The organism is Mangrovimonas sp. sgz306409 (assembly GCF_059735265.1).
This window is the reverse complement of sequence record NZ_JCAPEU010000002.1, coordinates 497,059-520,274: the sequence shown is the minus strand read 5'-3', so window position 1 is coordinate 520,274 and position 23,216 is coordinate 497,059. Positions and strand designations below refer to the sequence as shown.

Annotated in this window: 18 protein-coding genes; 14 read left to right on the top strand and 4 right to left on the bottom strand. The window is 39.4% G+C overall.

Going from position 1 to position 23,216, the window contains the following annotated elements; translation table 11 throughout:
• Window positions 1-2 precede the first annotated feature (2 nt).
• Entirely contained in the window at window positions 3-1,130 is a 1,128-nt protein-coding gene (locus AC6I5C_RS05690; RefSeq protein WP_497904318.1) for a DUF6515 family protein, read from the top strand.
• An 80-nt stretch (window positions 1,131-1,210) separates the two neighbouring features.
• Here AC6I5C_RS05690 and AC6I5C_RS05685 read toward each other — a convergent pair whose 3' ends face one another.
• The gene (locus AC6I5C_RS05685; protein ID WP_076662175.1) at window positions 1,211-2,227 is read right to left on the bottom strand and encodes a zinc-dependent alcohol dehydrogenase; all 1,017 of its coding nucleotides are present in this window, start codon (window positions 2,225-2,227) and stop codon (window positions 1,211-1,213) included.
• 485 nt (window positions 2,228-2,712) lie between these two features.
• Between AC6I5C_RS05685 and AC6I5C_RS05680 the strand changes: the two genes are divergently transcribed.
• From AC6I5C_RS05680 to AC6I5C_RS05635, 10 genes are all read left to right on the top strand, one after another.
• Window positions 2,713-3,222 (top strand): DUF3124 domain-containing protein, encoded by a 510-nt coding sequence (locus tag AC6I5C_RS05680; protein ID WP_497904317.1) that lies wholly within the window; start codon window positions 2,713-2,715, stop codon window positions 3,220-3,222.
• 102 nt (window positions 3,223-3,324) lie between these two features.
• On the top strand, window positions 3,325-4,416 hold the full coding sequence (locus AC6I5C_RS05675; protein ID WP_497904316.1) for an FUSC family protein: 1,092 nt from the start codon (window positions 3,325-3,327) through the stop codon (window positions 4,414-4,416).
• Window positions 4,417-5,255: 839 nt separating this feature from the next.
• On the top strand, window positions 5,256-5,651 hold the full coding sequence (locus AC6I5C_RS05670; protein WP_497904315.1) for a DUF1801 domain-containing protein: 396 nt from the start codon (window positions 5,256-5,258) through the stop codon (window positions 5,649-5,651).
• A 514-nt stretch (window positions 5,652-6,165) separates the two neighbouring features.
• Window positions 6,166-7,695 carry an arylsulfatase gene (locus tag AC6I5C_RS05665; RefSeq protein ID WP_497904314.1) on the top strand — a complete coding sequence of 510 codons (1,530 nt, stop codon included), beginning with the start codon at window positions 6,166-6,168 and terminating at the stop codon, window positions 7,693-7,695.
• 81 nt (window positions 7,696-7,776) lie between these two features.
• Complete coding sequence (locus tag AC6I5C_RS05660; RefSeq protein ID WP_497904313.1) at window positions 7,777-8,802, top strand: HAD family hydrolase; 1,026 nt, start codon at window positions 7,777-7,779, stop codon at window positions 8,800-8,802.
• 60 nt (window positions 8,803-8,862) lie between these two features.
• The gene (locus tag AC6I5C_RS05655) at window positions 8,863-10,443 is read left to right on the top strand and encodes an arylsulfatase (RefSeq protein ID WP_497904312.1); all 1,581 of its coding nucleotides are present in this window, start codon (window positions 8,863-8,865) and stop codon (window positions 10,441-10,443) included.
• 98 nt (window positions 10,444-10,541) lie between these two features.
• Window positions 10,542-12,092 carry an arylsulfatase gene (locus AC6I5C_RS05650; protein ID WP_497904311.1) on the top strand — a complete coding sequence of 517 codons (1,551 nt, stop codon included), beginning with the start codon at window positions 10,542-10,544 and terminating at the stop codon, window positions 12,090-12,092.
• A 61-nt stretch (window positions 12,093-12,153) separates the two neighbouring features.
• Window positions 12,154-12,972, top strand: coding sequence for a hypothetical protein (locus AC6I5C_RS05645; protein WP_497904310.1), 819 nt, complete (start codon window positions 12,154-12,156; stop codon window positions 12,970-12,972).
• Between the two features lie 13 nt (window positions 12,973-12,985).
• Window positions 12,986-13,873 (top strand): hypothetical protein, encoded by an 888-nt coding sequence (locus tag AC6I5C_RS05640; protein WP_497904309.1) that lies wholly within the window; start codon window positions 12,986-12,988, stop codon window positions 13,871-13,873.
• Between the two features lie 35 nt (window positions 13,874-13,908).
• A complete protein-coding gene (locus tag AC6I5C_RS05635) occupies window positions 13,909-15,168 on the top strand; it encodes an OprO/OprP family phosphate-selective porin (RefSeq protein WP_497904308.1) in 1,260 nt (419 codons plus the stop codon).
• A gap of 198 nt (window positions 15,169-15,366) precedes the next feature.
• Here the strand turns inward: AC6I5C_RS05635 and AC6I5C_RS05630 are convergent, their stop codons facing one another.
• A complete protein-coding gene (locus AC6I5C_RS05630; RefSeq protein WP_497904307.1) occupies window positions 15,367-15,957 on the bottom strand; it encodes a hypothetical protein in 591 nt (196 codons plus the stop codon).
• 175 nt (window positions 15,958-16,132) lie between these two features.
• On the bottom strand, window positions 16,133-18,769 hold the full coding sequence (locus AC6I5C_RS05625) for a valine--tRNA ligase (protein WP_497904306.1): 2,637 nt from the start codon (window positions 18,767-18,769) through the stop codon (window positions 16,133-16,135).
• 272 nt (window positions 18,770-19,041) lie between these two features.
• Between AC6I5C_RS05625 and AC6I5C_RS05620 the strand changes: the two genes are divergently transcribed.
• The gene (locus AC6I5C_RS05620) at window positions 19,042-19,467 is read left to right on the top strand and encodes a DUF1573 domain-containing protein (protein ID WP_053975978.1); all 426 of its coding nucleotides are present in this window, start codon (window positions 19,042-19,044) and stop codon (window positions 19,465-19,467) included.
• Window positions 19,468-19,516: 49 nt separating this feature from the next.
• Here the strand turns inward: AC6I5C_RS05620 and AC6I5C_RS05615 are convergent, their stop codons facing one another.
• Entirely contained in the window at window positions 19,517-20,773 is a 1,257-nt protein-coding gene (locus AC6I5C_RS05615) for an aspartyl protease family protein (protein ID WP_497904305.1), read from the bottom strand.
• A gap of 195 nt (window positions 20,774-20,968) precedes the next feature.
• Here AC6I5C_RS05615 and AC6I5C_RS05610 point away from each other — a divergent pair, with 195 nt between their 5' ends.
• Together AC6I5C_RS05610 and murB are read left to right on the top strand one after the other, a co-directional pair.
• A complete protein-coding gene (locus tag AC6I5C_RS05610) occupies window positions 20,969-22,159 on the top strand; it encodes a pyridoxal phosphate-dependent aminotransferase (RefSeq protein WP_497904304.1) in 1,191 nt (396 codons plus the stop codon).
• A complete protein-coding gene (gene murB / locus AC6I5C_RS05605; RefSeq protein WP_497904303.1) occupies window positions 22,160-23,173 on the top strand; it encodes a UDP-N-acetylmuramate dehydrogenase in 1,014 nt (337 codons plus the stop codon). It abuts the gene before it with no gap.
• The last annotated feature ends 43 nt before the right edge of the window (window positions 23,174-23,216 follow it).

Sequence of the window (23,216 nt, the reverse complement as noted above, 5' to 3'; positions counted from 1 at the left end):
TTATGAAACCATCTATTGTAATTTCTTCCACTATAAAATCCTATCTAAGCGCTTTAGCCTTGTTAGTAGCCCTTAGTTTGCCTTCCAATCTATTTGCGCAACGCCTCAACCACCGACCTGCCGGAGGGGGACATTCTATGTCTAGAGCAACACCAAGTAGAAGCAGGCCTGCTTCCACCCCAAAAGTCAATCGCTCTACGCGACCTACCACTTCCAAACCCACTATCAATGGGGGTCACACCACAACCAGACCTACCACACGGCCTAGTACCAGTACCAAAACCCCGAGTAAACCTACTACCACCAAACCCACAACCAATATACCTACAACCACCAGGCCTGCAACCTCAACGAGCCGCCCTACATCCAATGTAAAAAACCATACCACCAATAGACCAGGAACCAACAACGCTAACAACAATCGTCCTGGAAATAACAACAATAACAGGCCAAATAATAATGCGAACCGACCTGGGAACAATAATAATCGGCCAGGAAACAATTACAATCGCCCTGGCGGGAATACCAATATTAATATTAACGTAAATAATAGGAACCACCACAACACCTATGTACGCCACAACTCTAGGCCTTATCATAGACCTCCTCATCATTACGGAGGTCACTTTTACTATTCCTACCATCCTTACTATTACCACCCTTTCCGTCCGTTTTATTGGGGAAGCTATTGGCATCCTTGGGGCTATTTTGTAACTACTTTAGCCACGACCGCCATTGTTGTAAGTATTATTGATGCTGCCACTGATGACCATGAAGAATATCATTATGACAACGGCACCTACTACCTCAAAACCGAAGAAGGCTTTGTGGCAGTACAAGCTCCTGTAGGCGCCCAAGTCCCTTCCATTCCACAAGAAGCTCAAACTGTCACGGTTAATAACACTAACAATTATTACTACGGAGGCGCTTTTTATGAAAAAAATGCCGAAGGTTATGTGGTAGTTCCCGCTACTGCGGGCACCATTGTACCTGGATTACCGGAAGGCGGTGAAGAAGTTAAAATAGGGGACATTACTTATGTACAATATGGAGACACCTACTACCAGCCGATACAAGTAGACGGCAAAAATATGTATGAAATAGTGGATGTCACTACAGAAGAAAAATAATACGATTGCTTCCATAAAAAATCGGTGGTTTCTCTATTGAAACCACCGATTTTTATTTTAACGATACTTTAGAGTAACGATTAAATACTGTCTACAATTACTTTTACAGATTGGCTACTATCCGACTGTACCTCGAAAGCTTTAGGTAAATCGGTTAAAGGAAAATGATGGCTCACTATAGGCGTCAAATCCACGATTCCCTTATCCATTAAATCGATAGCTTCCAAGAAATCCTCATTGGAATAAAACAATGATCCTCTTATCTGCAAACGTTTGTACACCACATGATTTGGACTGATGGTCATATCTTTACTATAAATAGCCAAAACAGTCAATTTACCATCGGGCGCCAAGAGTTCCAAACATTGTCCAAATAGGGCGCTTACCCCAGAACATTCAAAAGCTGCTGTTAGATTGGGGAGTTTCCCAGAATAATCCAGAGCCATTACACTTCCAAAAAGTTCCGTTACTTTATCTTTAAGGCTGCCATCCGTTTTTGGATTAAACGTGTATTTGGCCCCCAATGTTTTGGCCAACTCCAACCGTTTCTCACTAATATCCGAGGCTATAATATTTTCTACGCCCTTACTTTTGAGACCTGCAATGGTTACCAAGCCTATGGTTCCGCAACCGGATACCAATACATTGTCTTTGGCGGTCAACTGTGTTTTATTAATGGCCGCCAAGCCTACGCAGAAAGGTTCCACCAATGCTCCCTTTTCACTAGAAATAGTATCGGGAATGACATATATATTATGATTGGCCTTGGCCTTATCAATTTTCACAAATTTGGCAAAACCACCTGGACTAGGTCCCAGTCCTACCCCATTGTACATAGGATTGACCACAACCCGATCGCCTACTTTTAGATCTTTGACGTCCTTTCCTACTTCTACCAATTCACCACAAAACTCATGTCCCAATACCGATCCTTGAGGCACGAGTCCTTCATGGTAAATGTGTAAGTCGGTACCACAAATACCGGTCATTTCTACTTTAATAATTACGCTGTCATCCGTTATTTCAGGAACTTCCTTATCCAATACACGTATGTCATGAACATCGTGAAATACCCCCGAAGGGTTTGCTTCTTTCATAATGGCTGTTTATTTATTGTTTTAACTTTAAAATTTTACACAAAAATCACTTATTATTTTGATTTTCATAAAGTTAACCAAATTGACGCAGATTTCTAAATAAATAGGTTTTGTTATTTAAATGATAACCATATCCGGCATTTTTCTAAGGAGGTCTGAGCCATAAATTCATTTAAAAAAACCCCATAGGTTTCCATAGGGTTACTATAGGGTTGATATGGGGCTGCTATGGAGCAGCTATTTAGCCTATTCATGGAAAAAATTAGTTCGCTCTTCGGAAGCCCTCATAGTCTTGTCATTCAGAATGAAGTGAAACGCAATGAAGCATCTATTGGGAAGTAAATAGATGCCTCCTTTGTGTACATTATTAATAACCATTGAATCATGGAAAACCAAATTATGATTGTAAAAGGCGATCATTATGTAGTTCAAATTTCTGAAAATTTAATATCTTCAATGTTAAACTCCTAGGATTGAAAATGCTCATGAAACACCTCACCATACTTTTATTATTATATTTTTCAATACAGGGCTGCCAAAACAATTCCCAGGTAAGCTCTATACATCCCGTAAATTGGGATAACAGAACACTACAGCACAGTTTAAGCGATTCGCTTTCAACTGGCAGTACCTACCTTTCTGTTTACTCTCAAATTTATAGTGAATCGGAGCATCGCACCCATGACTTAACGGTAACTGTTAGCATGCGAAATACCAATACTACTGATACCATTTTCATCAACAAAGCTGACTATTTCAACACTAAGGGACATTCCATCAGAACGTATTTTGACCAGCCTATTTACATTGCTCCCATGGAAACGGTGGAAATTGTTATTGACGAAAAAGACCAAGAAGGTGGCACAGGGGCCAATTTTCTTTTTGATTGGACCATAAACCCCAATACCCATGAACCTCTTTTTGAAAGCGTGATGATTTCCACGTCAGGACAACAAGGTATTTCTTTTACTACACAAGGGAAACGTATAGAATAGGCGATTTTTCCCTTTATCCTAAGGAACGCTAAAAGTGAATCGCTTCCACTTTTGCTATCTTTGCGCTATACTTTCCACATCCTTTAGGAAACTCGAAATTTAATGGCATTAAAAAACACTATACTCAAAGAGCTAGAACAATTGGTAACCCTAAAGGATTCCACAAGAACTTGGCACACTCCAATGCTAACCGCCATTTGTGTTGGGTTTCCTTTACTGGTAGGATTGTATGTTGACAATCTTCGCTATGCCCTCATTTCCTGTTTAAGTGGTTTGGTCATTCTTTACCTTCCCAGTTCGGGGTCGTTTACCAATAGAATTACCACCTTATTAGTTAGCTCATTTGGGTTTATGGTATCCTTTGCTTTGGGGCAGTTTTTTAGTTTTTCCCCTACGGTTGCGGTAATTGTATTTGGGCTGTACTCGCTTATCGTGCATTGGATCATTCTCTACTATAAAACGGCTCCCCCACGGAGTTTCTTTTTTATCCTGATCCTTTCCATTTCCATTTGCCAGCCTTTCAACTTAAGTACCATTCCTACCAAAGTTGGTTTGGTTGGTTTGGGCACCATGTTTTCCTGTACCTTGGGTTTGGCCTATATTTTATGGTTATCGGCCACCCAAAAAATAATACCACAGAATGCCCCTGTCCCCCTGCTTAAAAAAAATACCTATGCCGATTTCTGGGAAGCCATCATTACTGGAGCCATCATGGCCATTTCTTTGGCCTTAGGCTATTGGCTAAAACTTGAAAACCCGTACTGGATTCCTATTTCCTGTGGTGCAGTGATGCAAGGCGCCTCCCTTTATCATATTTGGCAGCGTACTTTCCAACGTATTTTGGGCACCTTTTTAGGACTTTGCCTATGTTGGCTATTATTACAAATAGCAACCACCCCTTTAATGCTTTGCCTGTTCATCATTGTTTTACAATTGATCGTAGAATTGCTCATCATTAGAAATTATGCCATGGCCGTGATTTTCATTACGCCTTTGGCCATCTTTCTCTCGGAAGCAGCCAACCCCATCATCAACGATCCCAATGCGCTTATCGCACTTCGCTTTTGGGAAATCCTTATTGGCAGTATTTTGGGAGCCATTGGTGGCTGGTTGTTGCACAAGGAAAAAATACGCTATGCCAGCATACGAGGGCTTAAAAAACTAGGCGACCAAATAGAGCAGAATATTTCTTAAGAAAGAAAATTGGTATCTTTAAGAAAGGTAATCCATCGAACAAACTTAAACTCATACCGTCGATTCGAGTGACATTTTGAAAAAATGTTGTATCGAGAATTAATTTGCCACCAATAATACAATTGGTTTCGATACAATTTTTCTCAATAGCTTTCGAAAAACCACTCAACCTGACGAGCGCCCTAAAAAAAAATTAGTTAAGCTAGTATTCGAGGGCTTAAAAACTTGGCAACCAAATAGAGTAGAATATTTCTTAAGAAAGAAAATTGGTATCTTTAAGAAAGGTAATCCATCGAACAAACTTAAACTCATACCGTCGATTCGAGTGACATTTTGAAAAAATGTTGTATCGAGAATTAATTTGCCACCAATAATACAATTGGTTTCGATACAATTTTTCTCAATAGCTTTCGAAAAACCACTCAACCTGACGAGCGCACTAAAAAAAATTAGCTAAGCTAGTATTCGATGGCTTAAAAACTTGGCAACCAAATAGAGCAGAATATTTCTTAAGAAAGAAAATTGGTATCTTTAAGAAAGGTAATCTACCGAACAAACTTGAACTCATACCGTCGATTCAAGTGACATTTTATAAAAATGTTGTATCGAGAATTAATTTGCCACCANTTAAGAAAGAAAATTGGTATCTTTAAGAAAGGTAATCTACCGAACAAACTTGAACTCATACCGTCGATTCAAGTGACATTTTATAAAAATGTTGTATCGAGAATTAATTTGCCACCAATAATACAATTGGTTTAGATACAATTTTTCTCAATAGCTTTCGAAAAATCAGGCAACCTGACGATGCTTTTAAAAAAATCTCAACTTGCGAAGCCATGCTACAGAAAGACATCCAAAACTACAATGCTCAGCAAAACGAAACAGACCAAGAAATCTGTCATGTACTGGCTACCATCATTGATGCGCAAATGCCTGAAGCCGAAAGCAAACTATGGCATGGACACCCTGTTTGGTTTTTGGAAGGCAACCCCATCGTGGGCTATAGTAAACAAAAGAAGGGATTGCGTCTGATGTTTTGGAGTGGTGCCGATTTTGAAGAACCCGATTTAAACATTCTAGGTGGAAAATTTAAAGACGCCTCCATTTTCTATAATTCCATAAATGACATCGATATGGAAGCTTTAAAACGGTGGCTGGAAACCTCTAAACACATTCAATGGGATTACAAAAATATTGTAAAGCGTAAAGGGCGTTTGGAACGGCTGAAATAAAAGTCTATTAAATGCAAGACATTTCCCTCAAGACGTAATCTGGATCAGCATTTATAGTGGATTTAAAACCTCTTAACAAACATTTGGATTTAAAACCAACACACTCTTGACTCAAAACCTACAATTTCAAAAATAACTACAGAAGTATTCCTTTTTAAACGAAGAATTCGTACATTAGTAACTGATTGATAGCGAATCAAATACCCCTAACTTTAACACTTTACCTATAGATGAAGGCCAGGCCTTATCTGTAGTGCCAACAACAAATAAGTGCATTAATGTTGAGAGAACATCCTTATCAATCATGCCCTAATGGCTTTTCTGCTTTGGGTACCCACACCAACCACACTTGGTTGGAAACTCATCGTGCGGTGTATTCCCACTTTAAGCAGCCCTCTCAAATATTACAAATGTCATTCTCTACAAGTGGTTTTATCCACTACCAAAACCCTACTGTCCCAACGTTAATAAAACTTCAAAAGCTCTATTATCACACCATTAAATACATTTTACTATGAAGCACACTGCAAACTTTTTAAAAATGCTTAGCATACTATTGCTACTGCCCTTATTTACCACGGCACAAGACAAACCCAACATTTTGATTATTTGGGGAGATGATGTTGGAATGTGGAATCTTAGTGCCTACCACCGTGGTATGATGGGAGGGTCTACACCCAATATTGATAAAATTGCCAATGAAGGGATGCTGTTTATGGACCATTATGCACAACCTTCCTGTACCGCTGGGCGAGCGGCTTTTATTACAGGACAATATCCTATTCGTGTAGGATTAGCCACAGTAGGTCTGCCAGGAGCTCCTCAAGGTATGAGTACCAAAGACCCAACATTAGCCACTTTACTAAAACCAATGGGCTATGCTACGGGACAATTTGGTAAAAATCATTTAGGAGACCGTGACGAGCATTTACCTACCAATCATGGTTTTGATGAATTCTTTGGTATTCTATACCATCTTAACGCAGGTGAATACACCGAGCTTTACGACTTCCCAAAAGACCCAGAAGTGGCTAAACAATTTGCGCAACGCGGGGTTATTCATTCCTGGGCGCAATCAGACGGCAGCCAAAAAATAGAAGACAAAGGCGGCTTTGGGGCAGAGCGTCAAAAAACGTTGGATTGGGAAATTTTAAAAGAATCCAAACGCTTCATCACAGATGCAGTAAAAGCCGACAAACCATTTTTTGTTTGGCATAACCTAACCCGCATGCACATGCATACCCACCTTTCTGAAAAATACGATGGTATTACCGGCTATGGATTGTACGCTGACGGCGTAAAGGAAATGGACGACATTGTTGGAGAACTTCTCAGCTTATTGGAAGAATTGAATGTTGATGACAACACCATTGTAATGTTCTCTACAGATAACGGGGCCTATAGCTATGTTTGGCCTGATGGTGGTAACCATCCGTTTCGTGGTGAAAAAGGTGTAGGTGGTTACGAAGGGGGCTTTAAAGTTCCTGTGATGGTAAAATGGCCAGGCGTTATTCCCCCTGGTACCACTACCGGTGAATTTATGACTATGGAGGATTGGTTGCCTACAATCATGTCGCAATTGGGAGAACCCAACCTTAAAGACAAAATGCTTAAAAGCTACAAAGCAGGAAACAGAAGCTACGAAAAAATTCATTTGGACGGCTATGACCAAACAGCCCTCATTACAAATACAGGGCCATCCAAGCGGAAAGAGTTCTTTTATTTCACCGAAACCACGCTTCATGGAGTCCGCTATGGAGACTACAAATTTTTATTCAAAAAACAAGACAAGTGGTTTAATGGGGTGCAGCAAGATATGGTTACCCCTATTGTTGTGAACCTAAAATTAGACCCCTTTGAACGCTTCATTGATTCCCGTGGTTATAATGAATGGTTGGAAGACCGAGCATGGACCTATGCCCCTGCTTTTGGAAAAATAAGTGAGTTTATGGAATCTCTGAAAGAATACCCGCCACGAATGAAAAGTATGGAATTCAATGTTGATGAAGAACTGAGAAAATTAACTCCCACTAGCAAAAACTAGATAACATAACAGCAAAACAATTAGGAACTGGACATGCCAAAAAACATTCCAGTTCCTTTTCACCTTTAAAACAATCAAGCTATGAGCCTTTTCAAAACCCTTCCATTAGCCTTATGTTTCTTTGTAATTACAGCATTTAAAGCAGATGTTACAACATCTGTTTCCAATGCTGAAACCGTTGCCCAAAAAGACCCGCTACCCTCTTGGAATGACGGGACTGCAAAAAAGGCCATCATAGCATTTGTAAGCAATGCCACCAATAGCAAAAGCTCTCAGTTTATTCCTGTTGAAGACCGCATTGCCACCTTTGACAATGACGGGACCCTATGGAGTGAGCAACCTGCCTATTTTCAATTGTTTTTTGCCATAGACCGGGTAAAAGCCATGGCGAAGGACCATCCTGAATGGAAAACCCAACAACCCTACAAAGCCATTTTAGAAAATGATATGGAAGCCCTAAAACAAAGTGGCATGAAGGGCATTTTACAAATAGTTGCAACTACCCATACCGGCATGACCAATGATGAGTTTGAAGCTGTTGTAAAATCATGGGCCAGTACGGCCAAACACCCTACCAAAAATGTACCCTACACCGATATGGTATTCCAACCCATGCTTGAATTATTACACTATTTAAGAGCCAACCAATTTAAAACCTATATCGTTTCGGGTGGCGGTGTTAACTTTATGAGAGCCTTCTTACCCAACATTTATGGTATTCCAGAAGAACAAATTATAGGCACACGATTTAAGACCGAATGGAATAATGACGGAAATAAACCAACGATTAAGATCTTGCCCGAGTTGGAATTTAATGACGACAAGGAAGGAAAACCTTTAAACATTCAAAAAATAATAGGAAAAAAACCGGTGTTTGCTGCAGGGAATTCTGATGGGGATTTACAGATGCTGCAATGGACAGCCTCCAACAAACTGAACAGTTTTATGCTTTATGTACACCATACCGATGCCGACCGCGAATGGGCCTATGACAGAGGGTCGCATATTGGAGGCTTGGACAAAGGCCTGGATGAAGCGGCTAAACACGGCTGGACAGTTGTAGACATGAAAAAGGATTGGAAAGTGATTTATCCAAGGTATCAATAATAAAACATCATCAATCAAAAATGGCTATTAAATCAATTAGTAATATATAAACCAGAAATTATGAGCAATTTTTTTCGCAAGAAGACCATTCTCCCAATACTGCTCTTACTGCCGCTATTGGGATGGAGCCAAACAAAGCCTAATATTTTAGTGATATGGGGAGATGATGTAGGTTGGCAAAACGTAAGTGCCTATGGTATGGGCACAATGGGCTATACAACGCCCAACATTGACAAAATTGGAAATGAAGGGATTAAGTTTACCGACCATTATGCACAGCCTAGCTGTACGGCCGGCAGAGCGTCCTTTATCACAGGACAATATCCTATACGAAGTGGGATGACCACAGTTGGACAACCTGGTGATGTTTTGGGCCTACAAGCAGCTTCTCCCTGCTTGGCCGAAGTATTGAAAGCCGAAGGCTATGCCACAGGACACTTTGGAAAAAACCACTTGGGCGACCGTAACGAACACTTGCCAACAGCCCATGGCTTTGATGAATTTTATGGCAACCTGTATCACTTGAATACTCAAGAAGAATCTGAACAGCGCGATTACCAAAACTTCGCCAAAGCCTATTCCGGAGATTTGGAAGGCTATGAAAAGAAATTTGGAACCCGAGGGGTGATCCATTCTTGGGCTACCGATAAAATGGACAATACCGATGATCCTCGTTTTGGTAAAGTGGGCAAACAACGTATTACAGATACAGGGCCATTGACCCAAGAGCGCATGAAGAATTTTGATGCTGCCGAAGTCATTCCTAAGGCGGAAGATTTTATGAAGCGTGCCAAAGCCGATGGCAAACCATTTTTTGTGTGGTTGAACACTTCCAGAATGCACCTCTATACCCGTTTAAATGATGAATGGCGCTATGCTGCTGAAAAATACACTTCAGAAGCCGATTTATATGGTAGCGGAATGTTACAACACGACCATGACGTAGGTTTGGTTTTAGACTTTTTAAAAGCTAATGGCATGGATCAAAACACCATTATTTGGTATTCCACTGATAATGGTCCAGAACACAATTCATGGCCACATGGAGGTACCACCCCGTTCCGAGGAGAGAAAATGGGAACCACCGAAGGAGGTGTAAGAGTACCTAGCATGATTATGTGGCCTGGAGTACTAAAACCTGGACAAGTTTTAAATGGCATCCAAGCCCATATGGACATGTTTACCTCTTTGGCTGCAGCTGCCGGAGTACCAAATGCCGCAGAGCGCTTGATGAAAGAGAAAAAACAATACATCGATGGGGTTAACAACCTGCCGTATTGGAAAGGACAAAGTGAAAAATCGGCGCGGGACATGTTCTACTATTACTACGAAAGTAATCTGAACGCCGTGAGGATGGGCCCTTGGAAATTCCACTTTATCTATAAGGAAACTTACTATGGTACAGCTGAAGCAAGAACAGCTCCATTAATTTTTAACTTGAGGATGGACCCTTTTGAAAGCTATGATACCGAAGATGCCTATGGACACCTTATGCAAAAGGTTTCTTGGTTGATGGCCCCAATGGGAGAACAGATGAACGCTCATATTAAAACCTTGATGGACTATCCTCCTGTTCAAGGCGGTAAGAGTTTTGACATGTCTTCTGTAATGGATAATGTCGTCAAGAAAGGACGTGATTAGTTCTTCGTTTATAAAAAAACTATGCTAAAACAAATGGCCATAAGGCAACCTCCAAAATACACAGAGGTTGCCTTAAAGGCCTAAAAAAACAAAACATCATGATCATTTTTTCAAAAAAGAGGACCATACTTTCAATACTGCTTGCACTGCCGTTATTGGGATGGTGTCAACAAAAACCAAACATTTTAATCATTTTTCCTGACGATGTTGGCTGGAGTAATGTTAGTGCATATGGCAACGGAGTAATGGGTTATAACACTCCTAATATTGACCGAATAGCACAGAACGGTATCATGTTTACGGAACACTATGCGCAACCATCATGTACGGCAGGTCGTGCTGCCCTTATTACAGGACAATATCCAATTCGCAGCGGTATGACTACTGTAGGTAGACCGGGCGGACCATTAGGTTTAAAGAAAGAATCTCCAACCCTTGCGGAAGTTCTTAAAGAACAAGGATATGCCACAGGACAGTTTGGAAAAAACCATTTAGGTGATCTTAATTCGCATTTACCAACTGTTCACGGTTTTGATGAATTCTTCGGAAATTTGTATCACCTAAATACACAAGAGGAATACCAGCAAAAAGACTACCCGCAAGATCCTGAATTCTTTAAAAAATATGGAACCCGAGGGGTATTACATACTTGGGCTACAAATAAAGACGATACTACTGAAGATCCACGATTTGGAAAAGTTGGCAAACAACGTATTGAAGATACCGGACAACTTTCAAAAGAACGGATGGAAACCGTAGACGAGGAGTTTATGGCTGCTTCCATTGATTTTATTAAAAGGGCACAAGAAGATGGCAAACCTTACTTTGTTTGGTTTAACCCAAGTAGAATGCATATGTATACTCATTTAAAGCCTGAACACCGGTATTTGGCATTACCTCATACAACGGAGCATGATATGTATGGTAGTGGTCTGATGGAACATGATATGATGATTGGTGAAATGTTAGACCAACTGGAAAAAATGGGTGCTTTAGAAAATACCATAGTTATTTATTCTACCGATAATGGCCCTGAGCACAGCGCACGTATTCACGGAGGGACAACGCCTTTTAGAGGTGAAAAAATGACCACTTACGAAGGGGGTGTTCGGGTGCCTATGATGGTGATGTGGAAAGACCATATTCCTAAAGGACAAGTGCTGCACGGCATCCAATCTCATATGGACATCTTTACCACACTAGCTGCAGCTGCGGGTGTTCCAGATGCAGCAGAGAAAATAAAGAAAGAGCAAAAACAATACATAGATGGTGTTAATAACCTGGATTATTGGTTAGGTAAAAGCAACAAAAGTGAACGTAATAATTTTATATACTATCACGAATCCACTATAAGGGCTATTCGAGTTAATCAATGGAAATTACACTTTGAAACCAGTGAAAACTATTACGCACCATACCTTAAGCAGAAGTTTCCAATAATGTACAATATACATTTTGACCCATATGAAAGTTTTGATAACCTGACAGATCGCTCTGATATTGTACAAAAAAAGCAATTCTTAAATGAACCTGTGCAGGAAATATTAGGAGAACATATTAAATCATTGACGGAATACCCTCCTGTACAAAAAGCCGCTACTTTAGATTTTTCAGAACTAATGAAGCAGCTTCAGGAAGGGAAACAATAGAACCTTTAATTTTAGATCTAAAAATCAATTATGATACAATTTTGTTAAAAACCAAAACCTTATGAAGCAGTTTTATAGAATAGGATATCTTTTATTATTGTTATTGTCTATAAGTGCCAACGCCCAAGAAGCAGAAGCTCCCGCTTCCACAGGTGGTCCTTCGGCAGAAGATTTAGCTAAACAATTGGCCAACCCTGTTGCCAACCTTATCAGCGTGCCCTTCCAAAACAACTTTGAATTCAATGTGGGCCCTAATGAAGGATTTCGGTACAATTTAAATTTGCAGCCCGTACTTCCTTTTAGTTTCAACAGCAAATGGAACCTCATAAGTAGAACCATTGTGCCGTTTATCACCCAAAAAGATGTGCTGTATGACGGTGACTGCGCCAATGGTTTGGGAGACATTGTACAAAGTTTTTTCTTTTCACCAAAAGAGCCTACCCCTAGTGGGATTGTTTGGGGTGTAGGCCCCGTATTTCTATTGAATACTGCCTCCGAAAATGAATTGGGCGCCAATACTTGGGCTATAGGACCAAACGCCGTTTTCTTGAAATTAAGTGGCCAATATACTTATGGAGGATTAGTAAACCACATGTGGTCCTATGCTGGCAAGGGAGAAGACATAAGCGCTACTTTTTTTCAACCCTTTTGCACCTATGCCACACCCAACGGAGCGTCTTATACCATTGCTTCAGAAAACACTCAAAGTTGGCGCAATGACATTTTTGGAGGGTTTATAGGTGTGTATTATGCCAAAGTGGTACAGATATCTAAACAAACAGTACAATTGGGAGGCGGCCCTAAAGTTTATTATGGCAATAACCCTTTGAATCCAGCTTTTGGGTTTCGGGCTAACGTCATTTTATTATTCCCTAAATAAACAACATACAACAATGAAACAGACCCTTACATGCATTATCATTTTCTTCGTGTTTGGGTCTTTACACGCCCAAGAAGAACCCGATTTAATGGGCTTGGATAGTACGGTTGATTCCACTGGTCAAACTATCTATACTGACAATACCGTAAAGTATCCAGATTGGAGATTGAAACGTTTTAAGATTTCTGCTGGTTTGTTTTTTCCTTTGAACGATACCGAAGTTAGAGTGGGCAGCACCAATTTTGATGACTTTGGAACCACCATTAATTTGGAAGACGATCTAGGCTTTGATAAAACTACCTTTTCCTTCTATGCCAATGCCGAATGGCGTATTTCCAGACGTTCTAGGCTAGCTTTGGATTTCTTCTATTTAAATAGAAAATCGACCTATACTTTAGAGGAAGAAATAGAATTTGGAGACAATGTATATCCCATAGATGCCAATTTGGAAGCCTATTTCAATATGAACATATATAGACTGTATTACAGTTATACCATCTTTGCCAAACCCAAATATGAAATTGGCGCCTTGATTGGTGCCCATGTGTTGTTTACCGATGTGGGCATTAGGGCCAATTCCGGAAATCTGGAAGCTGAACTCAATGACAGTTTTGATTTTATAGCGCCCGTGCCAGACATTGGGATTTGGTTTGACGTACTCCTTTCCAAGCGCTTCTCGCTTTATACCAACATTAATTACTTAGGGTTGACCATAGACAATATCAAGGGCCGTATTTTTAGTTCGAATGCGACATTGGCATATCAACTATACAAAGGCTTGAGCTTAAAAGCAGGCTTTACAAGTTTAGACATCAAAGTAGAAACCACGCGAAAACATTTAGACGGCTACTTTAAATGGGGATATAACGGACCTACCCTCACGGTCAATTTTGCATTTTAGCAGTTCATCGAATGCGTATTTGAAAAATGAAAGTTATGAGAACAATGAGGAGGAACCTAATCATAAAATTAAGCCAACGGGGGAAACAATATGGCTTTATCCACTTCTTCATAATTCTATTCTTTCTCTTTAGCCATACCAATACCGTTGCCCAAGAAGAAAAAGCTGAAGATTCCCTTCCTAAATGGAACATTGGCTATAGCAGCAAAGGATTTGAATTAAAATCTAGCGACAACCTTTATAAATTACAGATACAAAGCAGGCTCCAATTTCGCTTCGCCACTCCAGACGACCAAGACCCCATTACCTTTGATGACTATGATGAAGACGGCACCCATCTTTTTAAAATTAATCGTGCCCGCCTAAAAGTAGGTGGTAATGCCTATAGAACTTGGTTAAAGTATTATTGGGAATACGACATGGTAAACTCCAACCTTTTAGACTTTAGGGTGATGGTTGAAAAGTGGAAATGGCTCAGTTTGAAATTTGGCCAATGGAAACTGGAGTATTCCAGAGAACGGCGTATTAGTAGTGGGGAACAGCAATTGGTAGATCGCTCCATCATTAACCGGCCCTTTACGGTAGATCGTCAGCAGGGAGTGGAATTGTATGGACGCTTGGATGGAAAATCACTTTTGGATTTCAGCTATTGGGCAGCAGTACTAACAGGTACAGGAAGAGGCAACAATAGTAATGATGATGGCCATTTTATGTACTTTGGAAGATTGCAGTGGAACCCACTTGGAGAGGACATGGGCTTTGAAAGTAGCGATATGGACCATCACGGGAAACCAGCCGCCATCATTGCCATTGCAGGGGTCACCAATAGAAGTCCCTACACCCGATTTTCATCTTCCGGAGGAGGGGAATTATTAGGTTTTGAAGATGCCGAAAATGGACAATATCGCGTTGAACAGTACAACTTGGAAACCGCTTTTGTTTATAAGGGGATTACCTGGCAAAGTGAATGGCACCACAAGAAAATTATCGATATGCACAACGATGTCCCCGATAGGCTACTAAAAGGGTATTATTTGCAGGCTGGCTACTATCCACAGGGAGATATTCCGTGGTGGCCCAAACCTTTGGAAATAGCTGCACGTTATTCGTCCTATATCCCCGATTCGTATTTAGACCAAGACCATCAAGACGAACTTTCTTGTGCTCTAAATTGGTTTTTTAGAGGCCATAAAAACAAATTGACAGCTGAGGTCAGTCATTTTGACTATGAGCAATTTGACAGGCAAGTTGATAGAAAATGGCGCTTTAGAGTACAGTGGGAAGTTTCTTTTTAACTAAACCACATAGTGTTTTCGATTTTAAAGTCTATTCATTAGTGTAATTTCGCCACGAATACACGAATATTTATATCTTTTAATAGTATTACATTCGTGAATTTGTAGTCACCTAACATTTTCAGAATCTAAGGCGAGATTTACTAAAACACATAATTTCATCTACTCTTGGGGCCAATAAATTAAATGATAGTTCTACTAGAATTTCAAACCATATACAAACCCAAGACCGAAAATATCGTACACGTCTTTATAAATGTAATTGAACCCTACGGAAAGTTCCCAATTATTCTTTTCCAAAAGGATAAACTCCGATCCCAAACGGACAATCCACAAGGTTTCATGAGCATCCGTTTCAATACCACCTCCCAAGGATACGGTCCATCTTGGCAAGGCTTCCCAAGTACCAGCCACAGACAATACGGTAGCATTTTCACGCTCAAGGAAATCGCCTTCTTCATTTTCAACATGTAAATTCACAATTTCCACATCATTATAGGTACCAATGGCCCAACGTTCGGACAACCAATATTCATAAGAGAACCCAAAGGTTGGCGCAATGATTACCTCCTTTTCTCCTGTATCAATGTCTCTACCTTCTGGAATCCAAGAATACCCGGCATAAAATGCCAATTTGTTTCGGTGAAAAACCTCTTCTTCTTCAAACTCCATTTCCACCTCAGCCTCAATGGTCTCTTCTGTTTCTTGAGCAAATACGGGAACGGATAAAAGCAACATACTTAAAAACCATATATTTCTCATCATTCCAAATCGTAATACTGTGTCCATAAACGCCTTTATTTTAAAAGTTAAACAACTGAATATTAACACTTAAAGTTACAGAATTTAATTTATTCACGAACATTTTTTTATTCCCCCTTGGGATAGGTCCATAAAAAAACCTGCCCAATGGTATTGGACAGGTTTTAACTCTCTATAAATTATAAAGAAATCTGCTTTCCTTTTATTGCAAGCTCGCCAAACTTGATTTAATCGTTTCTATTTTAGCTAAAGCATCGGCTTCTTTTTTACGTTCATTAGCAATCACCTGTTCTGGTGCACCATTTACGAAACGCTCATTAGATAGCTTTTTCTGAACCGATTTTAAGAAACCTTCGGTATAATTTAATTCTTCGGTTAACTTCTTGATTTCCGCTTCCACATCAATACTTCCTGCCATTGGCACAAAGTATTCATTGGATTTTACTCGGAAGGTTAAAGCACCATCTACAGCTTCAGTTACATATTCAATCGCTTCAAGGTTTCCTAACTTTTGAATAATAGAATCGAAAGTTATAGCTGTATTTCCATTATTAATTACAGAAAAACCAATAGCATCTTTAAAGGCTATGTTCTTTTCTTTTCTGATATTTCTGATTCCTGAAACTACTTCTGAAGCAAAATCAAACTCAGCAATCAAGGTTTCGTTTACTGGTTTCGCTTCCGGCCATTTAGCCACGATTAAAGCTTCTTCCGGCGTACGTTTTGCAATATAATGCCAGATATCTTCGGTTAAGAACGGCATAAACGGATGAAGAATTTTCAAGTTATCTTCAAATGCAGCGATTAATGATTTATATGTTACAGCATCTACAGGTTTTTGATACGCAGGCTTCACGATTTCCAGTAACCATCCTGAAAAATCATCCATAATCAATTTATAAATCGCCATTAACGCATCACTTAAACGGTATTTACTAAAGTGATCTTCAATTTCAGTTAAGGCTTTTTGGAATTTAGACGCGTACCAGTCTAAAGCAATTTTGCTAGATTCTGGTTGTGGAATAGTTTCATCGATTTGCCAACCATCAATTAAACGGTAAGCATTCCATATTTTGTTTCCGAAACCTTTTCCTTGCTGACAAAGCGCTTCGTCGAATAATAAATCGTTACCTGCAGCACTACTTAACAATAATCCCACACGAACACCATCGGCACTATACTCTTCAATTAATTTTAAAGCATCTGGTGAGTTTCCTAACGATTTACTCATTTTACGACGTTGCTTATCGCGAACAAGTCCGGTTAAGTATACATTGTTGAATGGTCTTTCTCCTTTATACTCGTATCCAGCAATAATCATTCTGGCAACCCAGAAGAATAAAATATCCGGACCAGTTACTAAATCGTTTGTTGGATAATAGTATTTTATGTCCTCGTTTTCAGGATTGCGAATACCATCGAACACGCTCATTGGCCATAACCAAGATGAGAACCAAGTATCTAAGGCATCGGTTTCCTGACGTAAATCTTCAGCTTTTAAATCAGCATTACCTGTTTTTTCCTGAGCCAAGGTTAAAGCTTCTTCAGCAGTTTCAGCCACTACAAAATCCTCTTTACCGTCGCCATAGTAATAGGCAGGGATTTGTTGCCCCCACAATAACTGGCGAGAAATATTCCAATCGCGGATATTTTCCATCCAGTGGCGATAGGTATTCTCAAACTTCTTAGGGAATAACTGAATCTCGTTATCTTCACCTAAAACCGCTTCGATAGCTGGTTTTACCAATTCTTCCATTTTTAAGAACCATTGGTCACTTAAACGCGGCTCGATAACCGCTTTAGTACGCTCTGAGGTTCCTACTTTATTAATGTGAACTTCAGTTTTTACCAAAGCTCCGATTTCTTCCAATTCTTTAGTAATTGCTTTACGCACTGCAAAACGATCTTGACCTTCATAATGCAATCCGTAACTGTTTAAAGTAGCATCTTCATTGAAGATATCAACCACTTCAAGATTGTGCTTATCACCTAAAACCTTATCGTTTTCATCGTGTGCCGGCGTCACTTTTAAACATCCCGTACCGAATTCAATATCTACATAGTCGTCCACAATAATTGGAATGACACGACCACAAATAGGTACAATGGCCTTTTTACCTTTTAAATGTGTAAAACGCTCATCGGTTGGATTGATACAAATGGCAGTATCACCAAAAATAGTTTCAGGACGTGTAGTTGCAATGGTTAAAGTATCATCACTACCTTCAATTTTATAGTTTAGGTAATAAAGATTTCCTTGCTTTTCTTCATAGATTACCTCTTCATCAGACAATGTTGTCTTTGCTTCGGGATCCCAGTTTACCATGCGATAACCACGGTAAATCATCCCTTTGTTGTACAAGTCAACAAACACTTTTATTACCGCTTCAGACATGTCGTCATCCATCGTAAACTTGGTTCTGTCCCAATCGCAAGAACACCCTAATTTTTTAAGTTGTTCTAGGATCACACCACCGTATTCATGAGTCCAATCCCAGGCATGCTTTAAAAATTCATCACGAGATAAATCGTTTTTATCAATCCCCTGCTCTTTTAGTTTCGCCACAACTTTAGCTTCGGTAGCAATAGACGCATGGTCGGTACCCGGTACCCAACACGCATTTTTACCCTGTAAACGTGCACGACGGATCAATACATCTTGAATGGTATTGTTTAACATGTGCCCCATGTGTAAAACTCCAGTTACGTTTGGTGGAGGAATTACAATGGTATAAGGTTCTCTTTCATCTGGCTCTGAATGAAAATAGTTGTGTTTCATCCAGTAGTCGTACCACTTTTGCTCTACCTCTGTGGCTACATATTGTGTTGGAATTGCCATATCCTAATTATCTTGTTTTGTAGTTTTTAACTTTCAAAGGCTAACATTACAGGGATTTCATTGCTGAACTCCCTTCTAAAACAGGGCCTTTGGTACTGTTTTTGTATATGAACTGACAAAAGTACTTATATTTCTTTTTTCGTGAAATTATTAGGAGAAATAATCCCCTTGTTTTAAGCTTGCTGAGCGTTAAGAATACGGTAATACGTCTAATTAATTTTGCTGAATGGTAAAAAGTGAGTAGTTTTGACTATCAATTTAAATTTTAAGTGATGAAAAATTTAGTACTGATTTTATTTGTAGGCCTTGTAAGCCTTGGTGCCATGGCACAAGAAAAAGTAGCTAAGATTGAATTTAAGAGCACAACTATAGACTACGGAACTATTGAAAAAGGTTCGGACGGCGTTCGCGTATTTGAATTTACAAATACAGGAAATGCGCCTTTGATCATTTCTAATGTAAAGTCTACCTGTGGTTGTACTGTTCCTAAAAAACCAGACGGACCTATCATGCCTGGTGAAACAGGAGAAATCTCTGTAAAATACGACACTAATAGAGTAAACCCAATTAGAAAAACCATTACCGTAACTTCTAATGCGGATACCCCAACAGTAGCCTTAAAAATTAAAGGTTTGGTGGTAGACTCTAGCAAAAACAGTGTTCTTGAGAAAAAGGACAAAAGCGTGATGGAACAATAGGAAAACGCTACTTACACAAACTAAAAAACTCCCTCTTCAGGGAGTTTTTTTAGTTTAATAGACTTTCCAACCTAAATTTAAACACCATTGAGTTCCCTCCGCGATCTACCACCAGTTTGATATTGGTTTCATCGTCGTCACAAAACCTTTGGGTCAATTCCTGCAATGTCATAGTATGGGTTCCTTTGTTATTGATAGACAAAATAACATCCCCTACCAATAGTCCCGCTTTATAAGCTGGAGAATCCTCCCGCAGTTCCACAATAGTATACGCTGGTTTCAAGGCAAATTTGTAAATGGTATTCAACATGATTCTATTGCTGGCATTCTTATCATCCCCTTCTTTTGCATAATTAAATAAGGATTGCTCTTCCTTCACGATTCGCACCCCATTTTGTTCCAGTACAATCCCACTCTTATTGTAATGGAAGGGCTTTTTAAAATTTCCGTTTTTCTTAATGGTCATTTTAAAATTGTGGTAATCCAAAACAATGTTAAAGCGCTTGAGCAATTCCCCTGAAATACTGCCATTTCGTTCTGTAAAGTTTCGAGCTTCCGTAATGGCAACAGAATCTGGAAATGCCACATTTACCCTTTTCAAGTCAAAACCACTCAACGAGAAACTTTTTACTTTAGAGCGCTTACCATGAATGTTGCCACTGAGTCCTTTTCCCAAAAAATCTTCAAAGAAATTATCACTTGAGGGCAACAGTTGCTGAGTGGTATCCTCAAAAAGCCAAAGGGCGTCACTACTGCCCGTATCGACCAGTAATTTTACTGGGATTTCAGCAGAATCAATGCACACCAAAGCATCTACATAGGGTTTGTTTTTATACAAAATCAAATCCAAGGTTTCACAATTATTACATTTTTTATAGGAATAGGTTTCTGGCTTGTGCAATTTTAAATATTTAGCGCCATAATTAATTTCTACAATAAAATCTTTAAATACATCATACCCTATAATACCGTGAACACTCACTCCCAACCTAGGGGTAAAATTGATAGAATTATCGAAGACCACATACACATCTTGGTTGACGTTAACCGCATCTCCAATTTTAAACTTATTATGGCTAGACTTTAAGGCCTCAATTTCTCCATCACCACCAAGACCTCTGAGGAAAATCCGCTCCCCATTATAGATGTGCAAAGAATCGGTAAGATTAAAAATATTGAAGAGTATGGGCTTGCTCACGCCAGAGTCCAATAAAAAGGATAATTCTACCCCATTAACCTCCACAGGAATTATAATTAAGTTGTTAATTAGTTGGAATTTGACCTTGCTATTATCCTGAGAAGGCATGTTGAAATTACCCTGAGCATGTAGGTTAATACTCAGCGCTAAAAAACACCATATAAAAACCCATTGTATTCGCATATTAACTAATTGACTATATACAAGTTACAACCTTTTGAGATATTATCATTTTTTAGGGTTTGTTTTTAAAAAAACTTTAAGATAATTTTCAGACCTTTGCGCTTTAAAATCAAGAATAAAATGCCATCTATTTCGAAAAAAGGGCTTGACATGCCTGCATCTCCGATACGAAAACTTGTTCCTTACGCAGAACAAGCTTATAAAGACGGAAAAACTGTATACCACTTAAACATTGGCCAGCCAGATATCAAGACTCCAGAAGTTGCTTTGGACGCTGTAAAGGTGCATTCCTTGGATATTTTGGCCTACACCCGTTCTGAAGGTTCAGAAGGGTACCGCAAAAAAATTGCTGCCTATTATGAGAAAAATGATATTCACGTAAACCACGACGATATCATTGTAACTACTGGAGGTAGTGAAGCGCTAATGTTTGCCTTTGGAAGTATTATGGATCCAGACGATGAGATCATTATCCCTGAACCATTCTATGCCAATTACAATGGTTTTTCAAAAGCTTCGGATATTAAGGTAGTTCCTGTTATTTCTAAAATAGAAGACAATTTTGCATTGCCAGCAATTGAGGAGTTTGAAAAATTGATCACTCCCAAAACAAAGGCTATTTTAATTTGTAACCCAGGAAACCCAACGGGATATTTATATTCAAAAGAAGAAATCCAAAAACTAGCGCAAATAGTAATCAAGCATGACCTATTCTTAATTGCTGATGAAGTTTACCGTGAGTTTGTCTATGACGGAAACAGCTTTTATTCTATCATGCAAGAAGATAGCATTAAGGACCACGCCATTATGATTGATTCGGTTTCTAAGCGTTATAGCATGTGTGGTGCTAGAATTGGGTATCTGGTTTCAAGAAACAAAACCTTTATTCAAACGGCATTAAAGTTTGCACAAGCACGTTTGAGTCCGCCAACTTTAGCGCAAATTGCCAGTGAAGCTGCATTAGATACGCCACAGAGCTATTTTGACGATGTCAATGAAGAATACGTACACAGACGTAACACCTTGATTTCCGAATTGGAAAAAATTGAAGGCGTAAAAGTTGCCAAACCTAAGGGAGCGTTCTACTGTATAGCAGAACTACCTGTGGAAAACGCTGATGATTTTGCACAATGGCTTTTGGAAAAATTTGATGTTGATGGCGAAACCGTAATGGTGGCCCCTGCCGCAGGGTTCTATTCTACCCCAGGTGTTGGTCTTAACCAAATTCGCATTGCCTACGTTCTTAATGAAAGTAGCCTTATAAAGGCGGTAAACATATTGAAAGAAGCCCTAAAAGTTTACAATAGCTAAATGCCTGTACAACAACATATATCTCTAAAGCCCTACAATACTTTTGGTATTGATGTGTCTGCCAAACAGTTTGTGTCTGTTTCTTCCTTGGAAGCACTCAAAAGTGCTTTGGCAGACAAGCAAAATTCCCCTATTTTTATTTTGGGAGGTGGCAGCAATATGTTACTAACTAAAGATGTAGAGGCTTTGGTGATTCATGTCAATCTTAAGGGCATAGAGGTTGTAGAAGAACAGGACGACCATGTTTTGGTAAAGGCCCAAGCAGGTGAAAATTGGCATGAGTTTGTATTATGGTGTTTGGAACATGATTTTGGAGGCGTGGAAAACCTGTCCTTGATTCCAGGGAATATAGGAACAGCGCCTATTCAAAACATTGGTGCTTATGGTGTAGAATTAAAGGATGTGTTCGAAAGTTGTGAAGCCATTGACATAAGTACTCAAGAACTCGTTACTTTTTCTAAGGAAGAATGTAAGTTTGGGTATCGTGAGTCTATCTTCAAGCAAACAGCCAAAGGCAAATACATCATTTGCAATGTCACCTTAAAATTGACGAAACACAATCACGTTCTCCATACCGAATATGGTGCCATTAAAGGACAATTGGAGCAGGACAATATTACAACTCCAAATATTAAGGACATTTCCAATGCCGTAATTGCCATAAGGGAAAGCAAACTTCCCAACCCAAAAGAAATTGGTAATAGTGGCAGTTTCTTCAAAAACCCAGTGATTTCAAAACATCAGTTTGATCAATTAAAGGAGAATTTTCCAAATATTCCAAGCTATGTCGTTTCGGAAGAAGAGGTAAAAGTCCCTGCTGGATGGCTCATTGAAAATGCAGGCTTCAAAGGTAAAACCTTCGGAACTTATGGAGTTCATAAACAACAAGCCTTGGTTTTGGTAAATTACGGAGGGGCTAAAGGCGAAGATATCTTTGAGCTTGCAAAGCTGATACAAGACACCGTCAAACGTCTTTTTGGAATTTCTATTGAAATGGAAGTCAACATTATATAAAAGAAGCCCCGTTCACTCGGGGCTTCCCTTCTATAGTAAATGT

Excerpts from the sequence above, each read along its gene's own strand:
- AC6I5C_RS05690 (WP_497904318.1), top strand. The coding sequence starts at position 3 with ATGAAACCATCTATTGTAATTTCTTCCACTATAAAATCCTATCTAAGC.
- AC6I5C_RS05685 (WP_076662175.1), bottom strand. The coding sequence starts at position 2,227 with ATGAAAGAAGCAAACCCTTCGGGGGTATTTCACGATGTTCATGACATA.
- AC6I5C_RS05680 (WP_497904317.1), top strand. The coding sequence starts at position 2,713 with ATGAAACACCTCACCATACTTTTATTATTATATTTTTCAATACAGGGC.
- AC6I5C_RS05675 (WP_497904316.1), top strand. The coding sequence starts at position 3,325 with ATGGCATTAAAAAACACTATACTCAAAGAGCTAGAACAATTGGTAACC.
- AC6I5C_RS05670 (WP_497904315.1), top strand. The coding sequence starts at position 5,256 with ATGCTACAGAAAGACATCCAAAACTACAATGCTCAGCAAAACGAAACA.
- AC6I5C_RS05665 (WP_497904314.1), top strand. The coding sequence starts at position 6,166 with ATGAAGCACACTGCAAACTTTTTAAAAATGCTTAGCATACTATTGCTA.
- AC6I5C_RS05660 (WP_497904313.1), top strand. The coding sequence starts at position 7,777 with ATGAGCCTTTTCAAAACCCTTCCATTAGCCTTATGTTTCTTTGTAATT.
- AC6I5C_RS05655 (WP_497904312.1), top strand. The coding sequence starts at position 8,863 with ATGAGCAATTTTTTTCGCAAGAAGACCATTCTCCCAATACTGCTCTTA.
- AC6I5C_RS05650 (WP_497904311.1), top strand. The coding sequence starts at position 10,542 with ATGATCATTTTTTCAAAAAAGAGGACCATACTTTCAATACTGCTTGCA.
- AC6I5C_RS05645 (WP_497904310.1), top strand. The coding sequence starts at position 12,154 with ATGAAGCAGTTTTATAGAATAGGATATCTTTTATTATTGTTATTGTCT.
- AC6I5C_RS05640 (WP_497904309.1), top strand. The coding sequence starts at position 12,986 with ATGAAACAGACCCTTACATGCATTATCATTTTCTTCGTGTTTGGGTCT.
- AC6I5C_RS05635 (WP_497904308.1), top strand. The coding sequence starts at position 13,909 with ATGAGAACAATGAGGAGGAACCTAATCATAAAATTAAGCCAACGGGGG.
- AC6I5C_RS05630 (WP_497904307.1), bottom strand. The coding sequence starts at position 15,957 with ATGGACACAGTATTACGATTTGGAATGATGAGAAATATATGGTTTTTA.
- AC6I5C_RS05625 (WP_497904306.1), bottom strand. The coding sequence starts at position 18,769 with ATGGCAATTCCAACACAATATGTAGCCACAGAGGTAGAGCAAAAGTGG.
- AC6I5C_RS05620 (WP_053975978.1), top strand. The coding sequence starts at position 19,042 with ATGAAAAATTTAGTACTGATTTTATTTGTAGGCCTTGTAAGCCTTGGT.
- AC6I5C_RS05615 (WP_497904305.1), bottom strand. The coding sequence starts at position 20,773 with ATGCCTTCTCAGGATAATAGCAAGGTCAAATTCCAACTAATTAACAAC.
- AC6I5C_RS05610 (WP_497904304.1), top strand. The coding sequence starts at position 20,969 with ATGCCATCTATTTCGAAAAAAGGGCTTGACATGCCTGCATCTCCGATA.
- murB (WP_497904303.1), top strand. The coding sequence starts at position 22,160 with ATGCCTGTACAACAACATATATCTCTAAAGCCCTACAATACTTTTGGT.